Annotated in this window: 12 protein-coding genes; 6 read left to right on the top strand and 6 right to left on the bottom strand. The window is 72.5% G+C overall.

Annotated elements, in window-relative coordinates; all coding sequences use genetic code 11:
* Nucleotides 1-180: 180 nt before the first annotated feature.
* Nucleotides 181-882, bottom strand: a complete 702-nt coding sequence (locus RB614_RS00585) for a hypothetical protein (RefSeq protein WP_308710286.1) — start codon at nt 880-882, stop codon at nt 181-183.
* 209 nt (nt 883-1,091) lie between these two features.
* Here RB614_RS00585 and RB614_RS00580 point away from each other — a divergent pair, with 209 nt between their 5' ends.
* The 3 genes from RB614_RS00580 to RB614_RS00570 all read left to right on the top strand — a co-directional run bounded on the left by RB614_RS00580 (nt 1,092) and on the right by RB614_RS00570 (nt 6,066).
* The gene (locus tag RB614_RS00580; RefSeq protein ID WP_308710285.1) at nt 1,092-2,144 is read left to right on the top strand and encodes a hypothetical protein; all 1,053 of its coding nucleotides are present in this window, start codon (nt 1,092-1,094) and stop codon (nt 2,142-2,144) included.
* A gap of 11 nt (nt 2,145-2,155) precedes the next feature.
* A complete protein-coding gene (locus tag RB614_RS00575) occupies nt 2,156-3,778 on the top strand; it encodes a vWA domain-containing protein (protein ID WP_308710284.1) in 1,623 nt (540 codons plus the stop codon).
* Nucleotides 3,779-3,843: 65 nt separating this feature from the next.
* Nucleotides 3,844-6,066 carry an esterase-like activity of phytase family protein gene (locus RB614_RS00570; protein ID WP_308710283.1) on the top strand — a complete coding sequence of 741 codons (2,223 nt, stop codon included), beginning with the start codon at nt 3,844-3,846 and terminating at the stop codon, nt 6,064-6,066.
* A 350-nt stretch (nt 6,067-6,416) separates the two neighbouring features.
* Here the strand turns inward: RB614_RS00570 and RB614_RS00565 are convergent, their stop codons facing one another.
* From RB614_RS00565 to RB614_RS00550, 4 genes are all read right to left on the bottom strand, one after another.
* On the bottom strand, nt 6,417-6,932 hold the full coding sequence (locus RB614_RS00565) for a DUF1707 and FHA domain-containing protein (protein WP_308710282.1): 516 nt from the start codon (nt 6,930-6,932) through the stop codon (nt 6,417-6,419).
* Nucleotides 6,933-7,044: 112 nt separating this feature from the next.
* Nucleotides 7,045-7,830 carry a nickel/cobalt transporter gene (locus tag RB614_RS00560; protein ID WP_308710281.1) on the bottom strand — a complete coding sequence of 262 codons (786 nt, stop codon included), beginning with the start codon at nt 7,828-7,830 and terminating at the stop codon, nt 7,045-7,047.
* A complete protein-coding gene (locus tag RB614_RS00555; RefSeq protein WP_308710280.1) occupies nt 7,827-8,480 on the bottom strand; it encodes a hypothetical protein in 654 nt (217 codons plus the stop codon). Before RB614_RS00555 ends, RB614_RS00560 begins: the two co-directional genes overlap by 4 nt.
* Nucleotides 8,481-8,630: 150 nt before the next feature.
* The gene (locus RB614_RS00550) at nt 8,631-10,289 is read right to left on the bottom strand and encodes a purple acid phosphatase family protein (protein ID WP_308710279.1); all 1,659 of its coding nucleotides are present in this window, start codon (nt 10,287-10,289) and stop codon (nt 8,631-8,633) included.
* Nucleotides 10,290-10,540: 251 nt separating this feature from the next.
* On the opposite strand from RB614_RS00550, the gene RB614_RS00545 reads away from it, so the two are divergent.
* Complete coding sequence (locus tag RB614_RS00545) at nt 10,541-11,026, top strand: hypothetical protein (RefSeq protein ID WP_308710278.1); 486 nt, start codon at nt 10,541-10,543, stop codon at nt 11,024-11,026.
* Nucleotides 11,027-11,104: 78 nt separating this feature from the next.
* On the opposite strand, the gene RB614_RS00540 is transcribed toward RB614_RS00545, so the two are convergent.
* The gene (locus RB614_RS00540) at nt 11,105-13,210 is read right to left on the bottom strand and encodes an MMPL family transporter (protein ID WP_308710277.1); all 2,106 of its coding nucleotides are present in this window, start codon (nt 13,208-13,210) and stop codon (nt 11,105-11,107) included.
* A 135-nt stretch (nt 13,211-13,345) separates the two neighbouring features.
* On the opposite strand from RB614_RS00540, the gene RB614_RS00535 reads away from it, so the two are divergent.
* The gene (locus RB614_RS00535) at nt 13,346-14,647 is read left to right on the top strand and encodes a sensor histidine kinase (protein WP_308710276.1); all 1,302 of its coding nucleotides are present in this window, start codon (nt 13,346-13,348) and stop codon (nt 14,645-14,647) included.
* Entirely contained in the window at nt 14,599-15,243 is a 645-nt protein-coding gene (locus tag RB614_RS00530; protein ID WP_308710275.1) for a LuxR C-terminal-related transcriptional regulator, read from the top strand. The genes RB614_RS00535 and RB614_RS00530 overlap by 49 nt, the downstream gene beginning before the upstream one ends.
* Nucleotides 15,244-15,388: the final 145 nt, after the last annotated feature.

Genomic DNA, 15,388 nt, shown 5'->3' with positions numbered 1-15,388 from the left:
GCAGCCGTAGACTCACGCCGGACATGCAAGAGGTGAACAGCGGGTAAGGGCGTATCCACCGTTCGGATAGGGCGGCCGGACGAATGCATGGCCAGGAACTGCTTCGTCATGATTTCGACGATTTCTTTCATTGACGCTTATATATTTGTAGACGTTCGTCGCCGGGCCCCGTCCGAACGGTCAGTTCGCGCGGCGCCGACGGGTCAACAAAGCGACCGCGCCGACGATTCCGAGCACCACTACCACCCCGCCGACCCACATCGCGCTCGCCAGCGGCGAGGCGGAGCCGGACCGGTCGTTGCTCGCGAGCTCGGGGTCGGGGACCGCCGGCGCGGTGGTCGCCGGGTCCGGCGTACCGGCCTCCGGCGCGCCGGCGGTGGGCGTGGCCGGGCCGGAGGGAGCGTTGATCGGTACGGTCGGCTCCGGCGGGGGCGGTGAGTCCAGGGAGGCGCCGCCGGCCGGCTGGCCCACCTTCCACTCCCGCCCGGCGACGGTGAGCGGGGTGATGAACCGGTCGGGGTGCTGGCCCCGCGTCAGGCTGTAGCACTCCACCACGACCCACCACTCGCCGTCGGCCGGCGCGCCGCCGATGGCCCGGCTGAAGGAGCGGTTGGGCTTGACCGAGACCGCCTTCTTGTCGTACCCGCCATCGCGCAGCGGCGTGGCGACGTTCTGGTACGGGCCGCCGGGCGGTCCGATCCGCACCTGCGCGTCGCTGCCGTACCCGTCCGGGCAGGGCTTCGAGGCGGACGCGGTGGCGAAGATCGGCGACTGGTCGACGGTGCCTTTGGCCGCCGAGAGCCGCACGGTGCCGAGCGGCGCCGCCGCGGCGGGTGCCGGAAACGCGACCGCGGTGAGGGCGGTGACGGCGACGGCGGACAAGGTGGCGAGGGTGGCTCGGACTCGAATCACACGGACGGTCTATTCAGCCCGCGCGAAGGCCATGTCAATGCCAGACGCGCGCCAGACGCACAACAGGTGAACGGGACCGGCGCCGAACACCGTCCCCGCGGCGTATCCCGCCCATCCATTCACCGGGAATTCACCGTCCATCAACCGTGCGGGCTTCCCGCCCCGACCACCATCGGGCCGTGAAACGCCTTTGGATCATCGTCACGACCGTGGTCGTGCTGGCCGCCCTCGGCGCCGGCATCGGCTGGTACCTCGGCGTCGACCGGCTGGAGACGGTGCGCGGGGTGGTCGGTTCCGAGAAGGCGCCCTTCTTCGCCGACCAGCGGGTGAAAGACGCGTTCGCCAGCCACGGGCTGCGGGTCGAGACCGACTCGCGCGGTTCGCGGGAAATGGCCACGACGGTCCCGCTCGACCGGTATGACTTCGCGTTTCCCGGTAGCGCGCAGGCCGCGCAGCGGGTGGCGCAGGCCCGCGCGGCGACCGGCAGGTTCACGCCGTTCTGGTCGCCGCTCGCCGTCGCCACGTTCACGCCGGTCGCCGACCTGCTCGCCGCCGAGGGGGTGGCCCGCCGGGCGCCCGAGGGGCACTGGGTGCTCGACCTCGGCAAGTACCTCGACCTGGCCAAGCGGGATGTGCGCTGGGACCAGCTGAAGGGCAACGTGGCCTACCCGGCCCGCCGCGACGTGCTGGTCACCACCACCCACCCCGGTGACTCCAACTCCGCCGGCGTGTACGCCTGGCTGGCCCTGCAGCAGCTCGGCGGCGGCGCCAACGCCCTCGACGAGGTGGTCAAACTCTTCACCGACCAGGGCGGGCTGGAACGCTCCACAGAGGACCCGTTCGAAAAGTACCTCGCCCAGGGCCTCAACTACACGCCGCTCGTGCTCGTCTACGAGGCCCAGTACGTCGACGCCGGACGGGCCGGCACGCTACCCGCCAACGCGACGCTGCTCTACCTGTCGCCCACCACGCCCAGCGCGCACACGGTGGTCGCCTTCGACGGCGCCGGCGACGAGGTCGGGCGCCTGATCGCCAACGACCCCGAGCTGCTGCGGCTCGCCGCCGAGCACGGCTTCCGCACCGCTGACGAGGCCGCCACCGCGTCCGTACTGGCCCAGGTGCCGGCCGGCGGCGCCGCGCTCCCGACCAAGCTCGCCGACATCGTCCCGGCGCCCGCGCCCGAGGTCGTCGACTCCCTCCTCACGACGCTCGACCAGCGCCTCCGACCATGACAAGGATTTCCGTGCGACGCATCCTGGCCCTTTCCCTCGCCGCTCTGTCGCTGGTCGCCGCCTGTGACACCCCGGCGGCGCCACAAGCCTCCGAAGGCCCGTTCAAGAAGGGCTCCGGCACCCTGCGCGTGCTCGCCGGCAGCGAGCTGCACGACCTCGCGCCGATCCTCGACGACGTCAAAGCCGCCACCGGAGTGACCGTCGAGCTCACCGAGATCGGCACCCTCGACGGGATCGAAAAGGTGGCCGCCGGCACCGCCGTACGCGACCACGACGCGATCTGGTTCTCCAACAACCGCTATCTGGAGCTCCACCCCGAGGCCTCCGGCCGGATCGACGTCAGCACCAAGGTGGCCAACTCCCCCGTCGTGCTCGCGCTCCGCGACAGCAAGGCCAAGGAGCTCGGCTGGGACCAGCACCGTCCAACGTGGAGCGAGATCGCCGAGGCGGCCGGCGCGGGCAGGTTCACGTACGGCATGACGAACCCCGCCGCCTCCAACTCCGGCTACTCCGCGCTGGTCGGCGTCGCCGCCGCGCTGGCCGGCACCGGGCGGGCGCTGACCAGCGCCGAGATCACCTCGCTCACGCCGCGACTCCAGTCGTTCTTCGCCGGGCAGTCGCTCACCGCCGGGTCGTCCGGCTGGCTCGCCGACGAGTACGTGCGGCGGCAGGCCGGCGGTGTGCCCGTCGACGGTCTGGTCAACTACGAGTCGGTGCTGCTGTCGCTGAACGCCGGCGGCAAGCTCAAGGAGCCGCTCACCGTCGTCTACCCGGCGGACGGCGTCGTCACCGCCGACTACCCGCTCACGCTGCTGTCCGGCGCCGCCGAGCAGGCCCGCACCAACTACGCGGCGGTCGCCGACTACCTGCGCCGCCCCTCCACCCAGCGCAAGATCATGGAGACCACGTTCCGGCGCCCGGCCGTGCCCGGCGTCGAGCTCGCCAAGTCGTTCGGCCCGGCCGGCGGCGGCCTCGTCGAGCTGCCGTTCCCGGCCCGCTACGACGACGCGACCGCGCTCGTCACCGGCTTCGGCGACAGCCTGCGCAAGCCGGCCCGCACCATCTACGTGCTCGACGTCTCGGGCTCGATGAAGGGCGCCCGCATCAAGGGCCTGCAGACCGCGCTGCTCGGCCTCTCCGGCGCGGACAGTTCGCTCTCCGGCGAGCTGACCCGCTTCAACGGGCGCGAGCAGGTCGTCATGCTGCCGTTCAGCACCACGCCGAAGACCCCGCGCCGCTTCGACCTGCCGGCCGACAACCGGCAGCCGGTCACCGACCAGATCCGCGGGTACGTGCGCGGGCTGGCCGCCAACGGTGACACCGCCATCTACGACGCGCTCACCCGCGCGATCGAGCTGGCCAAGCAGCTCGACGCCGCCGACCCCAACCGGTTCACCTCGATCGTGCTGCTCACCGACGGCGAGCGCACGGTCGGGCCGAAGCTGCCGGCGTTCAAGACGTACCACGCCAAGCTCCCCGCGAAGATCAAGACGGTGCCGATCTTCACGCTCCTCTTCGGCGAGGGGAACGTCACCGAGATGACCGAGCTGGCCCGGATCAGCGGCGGACGCACGTTCGACGCCCGCGGCGGCTCGCTCGCCGGTGTCTTCAAGCAGATCCGCGGGTACCAGTAAAGTTCACGCGACGTTCCGGCGGGTGTTCCACCTCGGCGCCCGGCAGGGGTTTGCATCAGCCCGTGATGACCTCATCGAAACGCGTCCGGGCCGCCGCTCTGGCGGTGGCCACGGCCGCGACCTTCCCGGCGCTCCCGGCGTCCTCGGCGTCGGCTGAGCGGCCCAGCTCGCGCTGTTCCCCGGACGCGTCGCTGCTGGGCTTCTCCGACGCGCTCGACAAGACCACCTTCGCCGGCACCCCGGTGTCCGGCCTCTCCGCCCTCGCACTGACCCAGTCGTCGCGCGGGCTCGCGCTGGTCGACAACATCGGCACCACGCCGGCCCGGGTCTACGACCTGGCCCTGGACGCCGGCAAGCGCGGCGTCTCCGCCAAGGTGCGCGGCGTCACCGTGCTCACCCGGCCGGACGGCACGCCGTACAACGGCGGCGACTTCGACGGCGAGGGCCTGGTCGCCGAGCGCGGCGGCAAGACGGTCCTGGCCAGCTCGGAGCGGGAGCCGTCGATCCGGCGGTTCCGCCTCTCCGACGGGCGCGAGCTCGCCAGCCTGCCGGTGCCGGCCCGCTTCCAGGTCACCCCGGCCGGCGAGGCCGCGGTCAACCAGACCTTCGAGTCGCTCACCGCCACCCCGGACCACCGCACCCTCTACGCCGGGATGGAGGGGCCGCTCTCCGGCGACGGCCGCGACGCCGAGGGACGCGGCCTGCAGCGGATCCTCGAGTACGGAAGCTGGAACGGCACCTCGTACACGCCGGTCTCGCAGCTCGCCTACCGGACCGACCCCAACCTCGGCCTGGTCGAGCTCGTGGCGCTCGGCGACGACCAGCTGCTCGCGCTGGAGCGGGGCTTCACGGCGGGCGTCGGCAACACCGTACGGGTGTACCGGGTCACCGCGACCGGCGCGCCCGACGTCACCGGCGTCGCGTCGCTCGCCACGCTCACCGACCAGCGCGCGTGGCTGGGCAAGGAACTGCTCGTCGACATCGCCGACTGCCCACCCTCCGGCGCGGTGGCCAAGCAGCCGCAGCCCAACCCGCTGCTGGACAACATCGAGGCGATGGCGCTCGGCGAGGCGCTGCCCGACGGCCGCCGGCTGCTCTGGCTGCTCTCCGACGACAACGGCGGCGCCACGCAGATCACCCGGGTGTACGCGCTCTCGGTCGAGCTGCGCCCCGCGCCCTCGCTCCGGAGCCGCGCGCTGCTCTCCGCGACGGCGTACCAGCCGGGTCCGGTCTCCGGCACCCAGCTCCCGCCGACCCCGGTCAACGGCGTCACGCCACCGTTCCCGGGCCAGCCGATCCCGGGCTTCTCCGCGGTGATCCAGGGCCCCGGCAACCGCCTGCTCGCCATGCCGGACAACGGTTTCGGCGCGAAGGACAACTCGGCCGACTTCCTGCTGCGGGCGTACACTGTGGAGCCTGACTGGCGCGGTCACGAGGTGGACGTCAAGGGCTTCATCAGCTTCCGCGACCCGGGGCACAAGGTGCCGTTCCCGATCGTCAACGGCGCGACCCGCGAGCGGCTGCTGACCGGCGCCGACTTCGACATCGAGTCGCTGGCCCGGGACTACCGGGGCGACCTGTGGCTGGGCGACGAGTTCGGGCCGTACCTGGTCCGCACCGACAAGACCGGCAAGGTGCTCCAGGCTCCGATCCCGCTTCCCGACGGGGCCAAGTCGCCGCAGTCGCCCGACCTCGCCCCGGGCGAGACGCCGACCGTACCGGCCAGCCGCGGCTTCGAGGCGATGGCGGTGAGCCAGGACGGCAAGTGGCTGTACCCGATCCTGGAGGGCGCCAAGACCGACGACGCGGACCAGCGGCGCCGCATCGTGTACGAGTTCGACGTGCGCGCCAACCGCTACACCGGCCGTACCTGGTGGTTCCGGGCCGCCGATCCGTCCCTTGTGGTCGGTGACGCGGGCGTACTCGACGGCCGGCGCCTCGTGCTCATCGAGCGGGACAACGCGATGGGCCCGCAGTCGGTGGTCAAGCGCCTCGTGGTCACCGACCTGGACGAGGTGGGCGCCGACGGCTACCTCGGCCGGCGTACCGCGGTCGACCTGATGCGCGTGGCGGACCCGCGTGGCGTCTCCACCCCGGCCCGCCCCAACGAGTACGGCGTGGGCAAGCTCTTCTCGTTTCCGCTCCAGTCGGTCGAGTCGGTGCTGCCGCTCGGCGGTGACCGCGTCCTGGTCGCCAACGACAACAACTTTCCCGGCAACGACGGCCGGATCCCGGGCCGCGCCGACGACACCGAGATGATCGTCCTCGACGTACCCGGCCTCCGGTAGGTCCACGATGGACGGCCCCGGCGCGTCCCACGCCGGGGCCGTTCCCATTCCCGGCGCCCTTTCTACCCTCCATGGCCGCTCGTCCAGGGCGGCCATCGAGACCGTGGTACATAGGTGCCCCCAGAGGGGCACTGGAATACCACGATCACCCCGCATCGACCGCGCGGCGAATCGCCGCGCCCTGGGCGGCGCGCCCCACCGCGGCGCCGCCGCCGTGGGGCCGGGCTGTGCCCCGTTTGTGCGTGCAGCTCGAGAGCTCCACGCACGCATGCATGCGTCTCTGCCGGTCGACCCCGCGGTCGCGGGCCTGGACGCCCGGATCTCGTCCGGGTGCGGCGGCAGCGCGGGCGCTAGGCGACGACGCGGAGGCGCTGCAAACCCAGGTCGAGCATGTCGCCGGGGCGCAGCGGGGTCTGCACCTGCAGCCGCCAGCCGTTGATCCGGGTGCCGTTGGTCGAGCCGAGGTCGACCACCATCCACTGCCCGTCGACCGAGGTGAGCATGGCGTGCCGGCGGGACACCGAGTCGTGGGTCAGCCGCAGGTCACACTCGTAGTCGCGGCCGATCAGGTAGCGCCCCGGGGCGGGCGGCAGCCGCAGGTCGAGCAGGGCCGCCTGCCGCTGCCCGAACGTGCGGTCCCACCAGCCCTGCACTGCCGCCTCGGCCCGCGCCCAGAGGCCGGCCGGCGGCAGGTCACCCACGGCCGCGTCCAGGTCACGGCGCCTCCGGGCGTCGATCACCACGCGGAGCCGGTGGAGGAACGTGACGTCCGACATCCGCCCCTCGCGGGCGCTCTCCCGCAGCGCGCGGACAGCCCGCAGCCGCTCGCGGTGGGACACGCGCGCCTGTTCGGGGTCGGCCGTCATCGCCCCATTATCGACGCTCCCCACTACCACGCCCAGCCCCGATTTCCGCCCGGGCACGCCAGGCCGGCCGCGCAGCCGGGCCGGGCCGCGCCGCCCAGCGGGAAAGGCCGGGTCAGGCGGCCAGGACGGAGACGGCGGCGGCCAGGTAGAGGGTGCCGCCGAGGCAGACGCCGGCCCCGGCCAGCGCCGGCACCCAGGCCGTCGACCACCGGCGGGTACGGCCGGACAGCAGCGCCCAGCCGCGCAGGCTGAGCACGCCCACGGCGGTCAGCGTGGCGGCCATCCCCACGCCGAACGCGACCACCAGCACCACCGCGCCCAGCGCCCGGCCGGTCAGCAGGCCGCTGACCAGCACCACGAACGCGGACGGCGACGGCAGCAGGCCACCGGAGAGCCCCAGGGCCACCAACCCGCGCCGGGACCACGGGTCCTCGGGTACCTCATGGTGGTGGTCGTGCGGGTGCTCGTGGTCGTGGTCGTGACCGTGGGAGTGCGCATGGGCGTGCGCGTGGGCATGGGCGTGCGAGTGCGCGTGGCGGCGCTTACGGACGTGGCGCCACAGCAGATGGGCACCGACGCCGATCACCACCAGGCCCGCGGCCACCTGCATCCACGCGGTGACCGTCTCCGTGCCCAAGCTGGCCATACCGGACACACCCACCCAGACCAGCGCGAGGACCAGCACCGAGAACGTGTGCATCAGCGCCACGATCAGGCCGAGCCGCACGGCGTCCCGGTAGCGGCCGCGGGTGCCCACCAGGTACGCGGCGGTGATGCTCTTGCCGTGGCCGGGCGCGACCGCGTGGGCGGCACCGACCGCGACAGCGGTGACCAGCGCCAGCCAGAAGACCGCCTGCCCGTCGAAGAGCGCGACCAGCCGGTTGTCGAAGCCCGTCACGACCGCGCTCCGGCCGGCCGCCGGTCGCTGCGGGCCCGCTGGCGGCGGGCGAGGAAAAACCCGAGACCCAGCACGAGTACGGCGGCCGTGGCGATCGCGACCCTGACGACCGACCGGCGTACGCCGCTGCCGCCGGACGCCGCGAACGTGATGTGCTGCGTCGGCACGGCGGCGGTGAAGAGCGCCTGGTCCGGCGTCGCGGGAGTGTCGGCGCGGAGCACCGTCCGGTACGCCTCGTTGACGTCGGTCAGCGCGGTCACCGTCAGGTCGACCTCGGCGACCTGACCCGGGCAGTCGAACGTGAGCCTTGCCCCCTGGGCGAGGACATCCTCCAGCTCGGCCAGGTCTGCGGCGCACGGGCGCCCGCCCTGGCTGACCGCGATCCGTCCGAGCAGGTAGTCCCGGACGCCCGGTGAGCGGCGGAGCAGCTCGGCGCCGGTCACGTCCGGGCTCGCGGTGTCGAACGCGCCCACGTGGCGGCCGAGCGCGACCCAGTCGTCCTCGGCGGCCTGCCACGATACGGCGACCCGCGAGCCGTCGGCGCTGACCCGCGCGGTCGACGGTGGGCCGAACGGGTGCGCCGCCGCGGGGGTGGCGGGGAGCAGGAACGCCGCCGCGAGCGCGGCGGCGACGACCAGGACTGGCCTCACCGTACCTCCGTCCAAGATGGACACGGGTGGGGCCGCCGGGGGGGGGGGGGGGGGCCCCCACCGGGCGGGGGGTGGGGGGGGGCCCCCCCCCCCCCCGACCTGGCCCGCCGGGGGGCCCCGGGGGGGGGGGGGCCGCCCCCCCACGACGCGTCACTTCGTGATGGTGATGATCGGGCTGGTGATGTGCTGGTTGGCGCTGTCCAGGCGGAGTACGTGCGTGCCACCCCGCTTGGCGCTCGGCGGCACCTGGAAGCTGAACTCCACGCGGCCCAACTCGTCGGCCTCCTGGTAGCCGATGAAGACGCCCTTCTTACCCTCGCCGGCCTTGGTGCTGCGCAGGTAGACGGTCACCTCCTCGCCCGGGTCGTACCCGTAGGCGTTGACCTTGATCCGCCCCTTCTCCTCGACGGCGGTCTTGTTGACCGTGACCTGCTCGCCGACGGTGTTCTCCGGCGTGCGGATCTCGTTGACCGTGCGCTCGCCCGCGTCGTTCTTGCGGATGAGCACGCCGTCGTGGTGCTGGCCGTTGGCGTACCGGGCCTCGTACCGGATGGTGTCGCCGGTGACGTCGATGAGCTGGTACAGCTGGGTGTCCTGGCTGCTGCTCATGATGTCGGCGCCGTTGCCGGTCCAGTTGTCGCCGCTGACGTCGTACATCTTGCCGCCGGACACGGAGACCGCGTACACGGTGCTGTCATGCACCGTCACCGACTTACGCGACGCCACCGTGCCGCCCCGGCCGTACGTGTGGTCGTGCCCCTGGAGCACCAGGTCCACGCCGTACTTCTCGAACAGCGGGCCCCATTGCGCCCGGACGATCGGGTTGTTGCGCCCGGAGGCCGTCGAGTACACCGGGTGGTGGAACGTGACGACCGTCCACTTGTTGGGGTTGTTCGCCAGGAGGCCCTCGAGCCACGCGGTCTGCGCGGCCATCAGCGTGGCGTTGCTCTGCAGGTTGGAGTCCAGGCCGATGAAGCGCACGCCCTGGTAGTCCACGTAGTAGACGGTCTGCTTGAGCTCCGGGTTACCCGGCCCGTTGTCCGGGTACGGGAACTGGGGCCGCCAGAACGTCGACAGGCCACCGCTGTACTCGTGGTTGCCCGGGATCGAGATGTTGTTGATCTGGGCGTCGATGAAGCTACCGGCCTTGAACCACTGACCCCACTGCTCCTCGCTGTTGGCGGAGTCGATGAGGTCACCCGCGTTCACGATCGCCTTGGCCTGCGGGCGGTCGGCGAACGCCTGGCGGAAGACGCGCGGCACCGCGGTGTCGATGTAGTTCTGCGCGTCGCCGTAGTAGATGAACGAGAACGGCTGGAAGCCGGTGGCGGCGGTGGTGAAGTCGATCCACTCGCTCCAGTTGGTGCCGTCGCCGACCCGGTACGTGTACCGGGTGTTGGGCTTCAGGTTGGTGAACTCGGCGGTGTGGTACGTCGAGGCGTACCCGAGCGAGGTGTTGACCGGCGTCGTGGCCATCGCCTTGACGTTGGTCACCGCCCCGGTCGGGGGCGCCACCTGGCCGAGCGCCTTCGGCGCCTCGAGGATCTCCGCCTGGGCCCACTCGGCGGTGGCCTCGGCGCGCCAGGTGACCCGCTGTGAGGTCGCCGGCGTATCGGTCGGCGTGAGGACGATGCGGTCCGGCACCGGCGACGGCTTGTGGATCTCCGCGGCCGGGTGCTTGCCCGGCGCGGCGTCGCCGAACGCCGACGGGCCGACGGCGAAGCCGCCGGCGAGCAGCGCGGCGGCGCCGATGCCAGCGAGCAGCGCCCGCCGCGGCCCGGTCGACCACGGTCTTCTCAGGTCAGACAAAGCTGGTTCACCCCTCGGGGTATGGAGGACAGCCGCCACCGCCGGCAAGCGGTGGCTCGACGGGCCATTCAGCCAGCGGCGCCCAACGCCCCCGCGACAGGAGGCTTGACGAGCGGTTAACTCATGATCGAATACGCCGGTACGTTTGCGTTGTTCGTCCGTCTCTTCGGCACTGTTCATCTCGTGGCGGCCAGCGCGCCGTCGGGCCGTGATGCCAGGTTTGAAGATCAATTTCTACGATGCCGTTCGCGATGGTCACTTCACTGGGCGCGCGGCGGCTCGCGCGGGCCGCGGGCATCCTGCTCTCCGCGGCGCTGCTGGGCGGGCTCGTCACCGGCGCCTCCCGGCCGGAGGCGGTGGTCAAGGACGACACCTTCCTCGACGCGGAGACGCCCGGCGTCCTCAACATCGAGGCCGGCGAGTGCTTCGACGATCCCGAGTACGACGTCGCGTTCGACGGCGTGATCGTGCTCTACCGCCCCTGCGTCGAGGGCGCGCAAAACCAGTCGTACGGCTTCATCCGGGCACCCGACGGCGACTGGGACGAGCCGAGCCTGCGCGCGTACGCGTGGGACGGCTGCCGCCGCGCCCAGGCCCGCCGCTGGCCGGCCGGCGACCCGGGCGTCGCCCTGTACCCGGTGCTCCCCACGCGGGAAACCTGGGCCGACGGCGACCGCACGGTGATGTGCGTCCGCTACCGCCCCACCGGCCGCCTCTCCCCCGAAGACACCCGCTGACTGCGCGCACACGCTCCCGTGATCGAAGCTCCCCTCATGTCGCTAGAACGACTTGAGGGGAGCTTCGATCACAGCGTCTCAGACCCGGGTTAGCACCACGTCGGGCGCCGCGCGAGCCGGCTCGCGCACCGGGCGGCCCGGCCACCAGACCTTCCGGCCCACGTGCACCGCGAGCGCCGGGATCAGCAGGCTGCGGACCACGAACGTGTCGAGGAGCACGCCGGCCGCGACGATCACGCCGATCTGCACGGAGGGTACGAGCGGCAGGATGCCCAGTGCCGAGAACGTCGCGGCGAGCACCAAGCCGGCGCTCGTGATCACGCCGCCGGTGACGGTCAGTGCGTGCAGCATGCCGCGCTGGTGGCCCAGTTGCCCGGCCTCTTCGCGCGCGCGGGTCATCAGGAAGATCGTGTAGTCGACGCCGAGCGCCACCAGGAACAGGAACGTCTGCAGCGGAGCGCCGAAGAAGAGCTTGGTGTAGCCCATCGCGCCCAGCACCAGCCCGGCGACTCCCAGCGCGGCCGCGAACGACAGCACCACGCTGGCGATCAGCAGCAGCGGAGCCACCAGCGCCCGCAGCAGCACCACCAGGATCAGGAACACCACCGCCAGGATCAGCGGGATGACCACCCGCTCGTCCCGGCTGGACGCGCGGTCGGTGTCGAGGTCGATCGCCGTCTGGCCGCCGACGAGCGCGTCCGCGCCCGGTACCGCGTGCACCGCATCCCGCATCCGGTCCACTGTGTCCTTTGCGGCCGCGCTGTCCGGTTCCGCGGCGAGCACGGTGCGGATCAGCACCCACTGCCCGTCCGGCGACGCCTCCGGGCCGGCCACCGTCGCGACGCCGTCGACTCCGCGCAGCGCGGCGGCCACCGCGTCCGCCGCTCCGGTACGGGCCGTGACCTCGGCCGGCATCGCGGAGCCCTCCGGGAAGTGCGCGGCGATGATGCGCTGGCCGGTGACCGAGCCGACCTCCTTGGTAAACGTCTCCCCGCTCGGCAGCCCCACGCTCAGGTTGCCGATGCCGAGGCTCAGCAGGCCCAGCACGACCACCGTGCCGACCCAGACGCCGCGCGGTCGCCGCCCGACGAACGCCGCCACCCGGCCCCACACGCGGTGGTCCTCCGCCACGTCGTGCGCGAGCGCGTCGGGGCTGTAGCGGGGTACGAACGGCCAGAACAGCCACCGTCCGAAGAGGACAAGCACGGCCGGCAGCAGCAGCGTCATCGCCAGGAACGCGGTGGCGATGCCGATCGCGCCGACCGGGCCGAGGCTACGGGTGGAGTTGAGGTCGGCGGCGAGCAGGGTGAGCAGGCTGAGCGCGACCGTCGCCGCCGAGGCCAGGATCGCCGGGAACGAGCGGCGCAGCGCCACCCGCATCGCGTCGTGCCGGTCGCGGTGCCGGCGCAGCTCCTCGCGGTACCGGGCGATCAGCAGCAGCGCGTAGTCCACGCCGACGCCGAAGACCAGGACCGTGAGCACGCTCTGCCCCTGGAAGTCGATGGTCAGCCCGGCGTGCTTGGCCAGCAGGTACACCACGGCGCTCGCCACCTGGCTGGCCACGCCGACGCAGATCAGCGGGATCAGCCACAGCACCGGGCTGCGGTACGTGAACAGCAGCAGCAACGCGACCACGCCGGCGGTGACCAGTACGAGCGTGATGTCCATGCCGCCGAACGCGTCGAACAGGTCGTCGGTGGCGCCCGCCGAGCCGGTCAGCCCGGTGCGCAGGCCGGCCGGTGGCGCGTTCGCCAGCTGGTCCCGGACCTCCCCGGTCGACTCGGTCTGCTGGTCCTCGTCCCCGGCGAGCGGAAACGAGATCAGCAGCGCCTGGCCGTCCTCGCTCTCGATGGCCGGCGGCACCTGGCCGCCCGCGGCGTACCGCGCGAACGCCGCCCGGTCCGCCTCGGCCTTGGCCCGGTCGGCGCCGGTGAGGCCGGTGTCCCGGGCGTAGACCGCGACCGCGACGAGCCGGTCGGAGCCGGGGAAGGCCGCCTCCGCCCGCTCGAACGCCTGGGTGGCCTCGGCGGTACGGGGCAGCCACGCCACCGCGTCGTCGGTGACCACGTCGGCGAGCTTGACGGCGAGCGGGCCGACCGCGGACGCGACGACGAGCCACAGCGCGATGGCCAGGAACTTGGTGCGCCTGCCGGACGGCAGTCTCGTGATCCAGTGCCACGACATCTTGGGTTCCTCCCTCGGAGACTGTCGCCTTCGATCCTTCGGCGGGCGTGGGATCCGGACACTGGTCACAGCACCCCGAGGCGGGTGGGGCTAGCCCTACCGGCAGCGGCCGCCGGGTCGGCCAGAATGGATCGGGTGAACGGGGAGCTGACCGCCTGGATCCGCCAGGGCCTGACCGCGAGCGTGCGGGGGTTCTGGATCGGCGTGCTCTTCTACGTCTGCGGCGTCGTGCTGCTGGTCCTGTCGATCATCTCGATCTCGTTCCTGGCGCTCTTCGGCGCCGGCCTCTTCCTCGTGCCGCTGATCATGGTCCCGGTCCGCGCGCTCGCCAACGAGCGGCGCAAGCTGGCCGGCCAGTGGTCCGGCGTCGAGATCCCCGCGCCGTACAAGCCGCGCCCGCCAATGGCGCCGTTCGGCCTGGTGGGGGCCTGGCAGCGCTGCCGCTGGCTGCTCGGCGACCCGGCCACCTGGCGCGACCTGCTGTGGCTGCTCTGCTCCCCGCTGACGCTGGCGCTCGGCATCCTGCCCGCGGCCGTGGTCGGGTACGGGATCGAGGGCATCCTGGTCATGCCGACCGTGCTGCAGTTCGTCGACGGCTACCACTACGGCCCCGGCTGGCTGATCGACATCCCGCTCGAGGGGATCGCGGCGATCCCCCAGGGCATGCTCGTGCTCGCGCTCGGCCTGGCCATCGCGCCGGCGCTGCTGCGGCTGCACGACCGGTTCACCAAGCAGCTGCTCGGCCCCACCCGCCAGGCAGCGCTCGACCAGCGGGTGCGGGTGCTGACCCGTACCCGGGCGGAGACCGTCGACGCGCAGGCGGCCGAGCTGCGCCGCATCGAGCGCGACCTGCACGACGGCGCGCAGGCCCGGCTGGTCGCGCTGGGCATGAGCCTGGGCCTGGCCGAAGACCTGGTCACCCGCGACCCGATCGCCGCGCAAAAGCTGCTCGCCGAGGCCCGCGACGCCAGCGAGCGGGCCCTGTCCGAGCTGCGCGACCTGGTGCGCGGCATCCACCCGCCGGTGCTGGCCGAGCGCGGGCTCGACGGCGCCGTGCGCGCGCTCGCGCTCACGCTGCCGATCCCGGTCGAGGTCGACGTCGAGCTCGGCGGGCGGCCGCAGGCCCCGGTCGAGTCGGCCGCCTACTTCGCGATCGCCGAGGCCCTGGCCAACGTGGTCAAGCACAGCCACGCCACCCGCGCCTGGGTGCTGGTCCGGCACGACGGGCGCGGCCTGGGCATGACGGTCAGCGACGACGGGGTCGGCGGCGCCGACCCCGCGGGCGGCACCGGCCTGCGCGGGATGGAGCGGCGCCTGGCAGCATTCGATGGAACGGTCGTCGTGAGCAGCCCGCCCGGCGGCCCGACCGTCGTGACCATGGAGCTGCCGTGCGAGTTGTCATCGCCGAAGACCTTGCCCTCCTCCGGGACGGGCTGATCCGGCTGCTCGACGCGTACGACTTCGAGGTGGTCGAGGCGGTCGACAACGGGCCGTCGCTGCTCCCCGCGCTCCTGCGGCACCGGCCGGACGTGGCCGTGGTCGACGTCCGCCTGCCGCCCACGTTCACCGACGAAGGGCTCCAGGCCGCGATCGCCGCCCGCGAGCAGGTGCCCGGCCTGCCGGTGCTGGTGCTGTCCCAGCACGTCGAACAGCTGTACGCCCGCGAGCTGCTCTCCGACCGCACCGGCGGCGTCGGCTACCTGCTGAAGGACCGCGTCTCGCACGTGAGCCAGTTCGTCGACGCGGTCAAGCGGGTGGCGGCCGGCGGCACCGCGCTCGACCCGGAGGTGGTCGGCCAGCTCCTGGCGCGCCGCTCGGCCGAGGAGCCGCTGAAGGCGCTCACCCCGCGCGAGCGCGAGGTGCTGGGGCTGATGGCCGAGGGGCGCTCCAACAACGCGATCGCCAGCCGCCTCTTCGTCACCGACAAGGCGGTGGGCAAGCACATCAACAACATCTTCACGAAGCTCGGCCTGCCCCCGTCCGACGACGACAACCGCCGGGTGCTCGCGGTCCTCGCGTACCTCAACGGCTAGGTCTCGACACCTCGTGCCCATAGGGTCCATAGCTGATCCGCAGCTATAACAGGTCGTCCGTTCGCACGAGGCATTCCGGGTGTCAGGATGCGATGTTCGAGGAGCCAGTCGCTGCGTAAGCGGCTTGCCGTCGGGAGCGGCCGGC

Source organism: Phytohabitans maris (genome assembly GCF_031085175.1).
Classification (GTDB): domain Bacteria; phylum Actinomycetota; class Actinomycetes; order Mycobacteriales; family Micromonosporaceae; genus Phytohabitans; species Phytohabitans maris.
This window is presented reverse-complemented; position numbering and strand designations above follow the sequence as displayed.

What these genes read in the sequence shown, in the direction of transcription:
- RB614_RS00570 (WP_308710283.1), top strand. Translation starts at nt 3,844, where the DNA reads ATGACCTCATCGAAACGCGTCCGGGCCGCCGCTCTGGCGGTGGCCACG.
- RB614_RS00565 (WP_308710282.1), bottom strand. Translation starts at nt 6,932, where the DNA reads ATGACGGCCGACCCCGAACAGGCGCGCGTGTCCCACCGCGAGCGGCTG.
- RB614_RS00545 (WP_308710278.1), top strand. Translation starts at nt 10,541, where the DNA reads ATGGTCACTTCACTGGGCGCGCGGCGGCTCGCGCGGGCCGCGGGCATC.
- RB614_RS00540 (WP_308710277.1), bottom strand. Translation starts at nt 13,210, where the DNA reads ATGTCGTGGCACTGGATCACGAGACTGCCGTCCGGCAGGCGCACCAAG.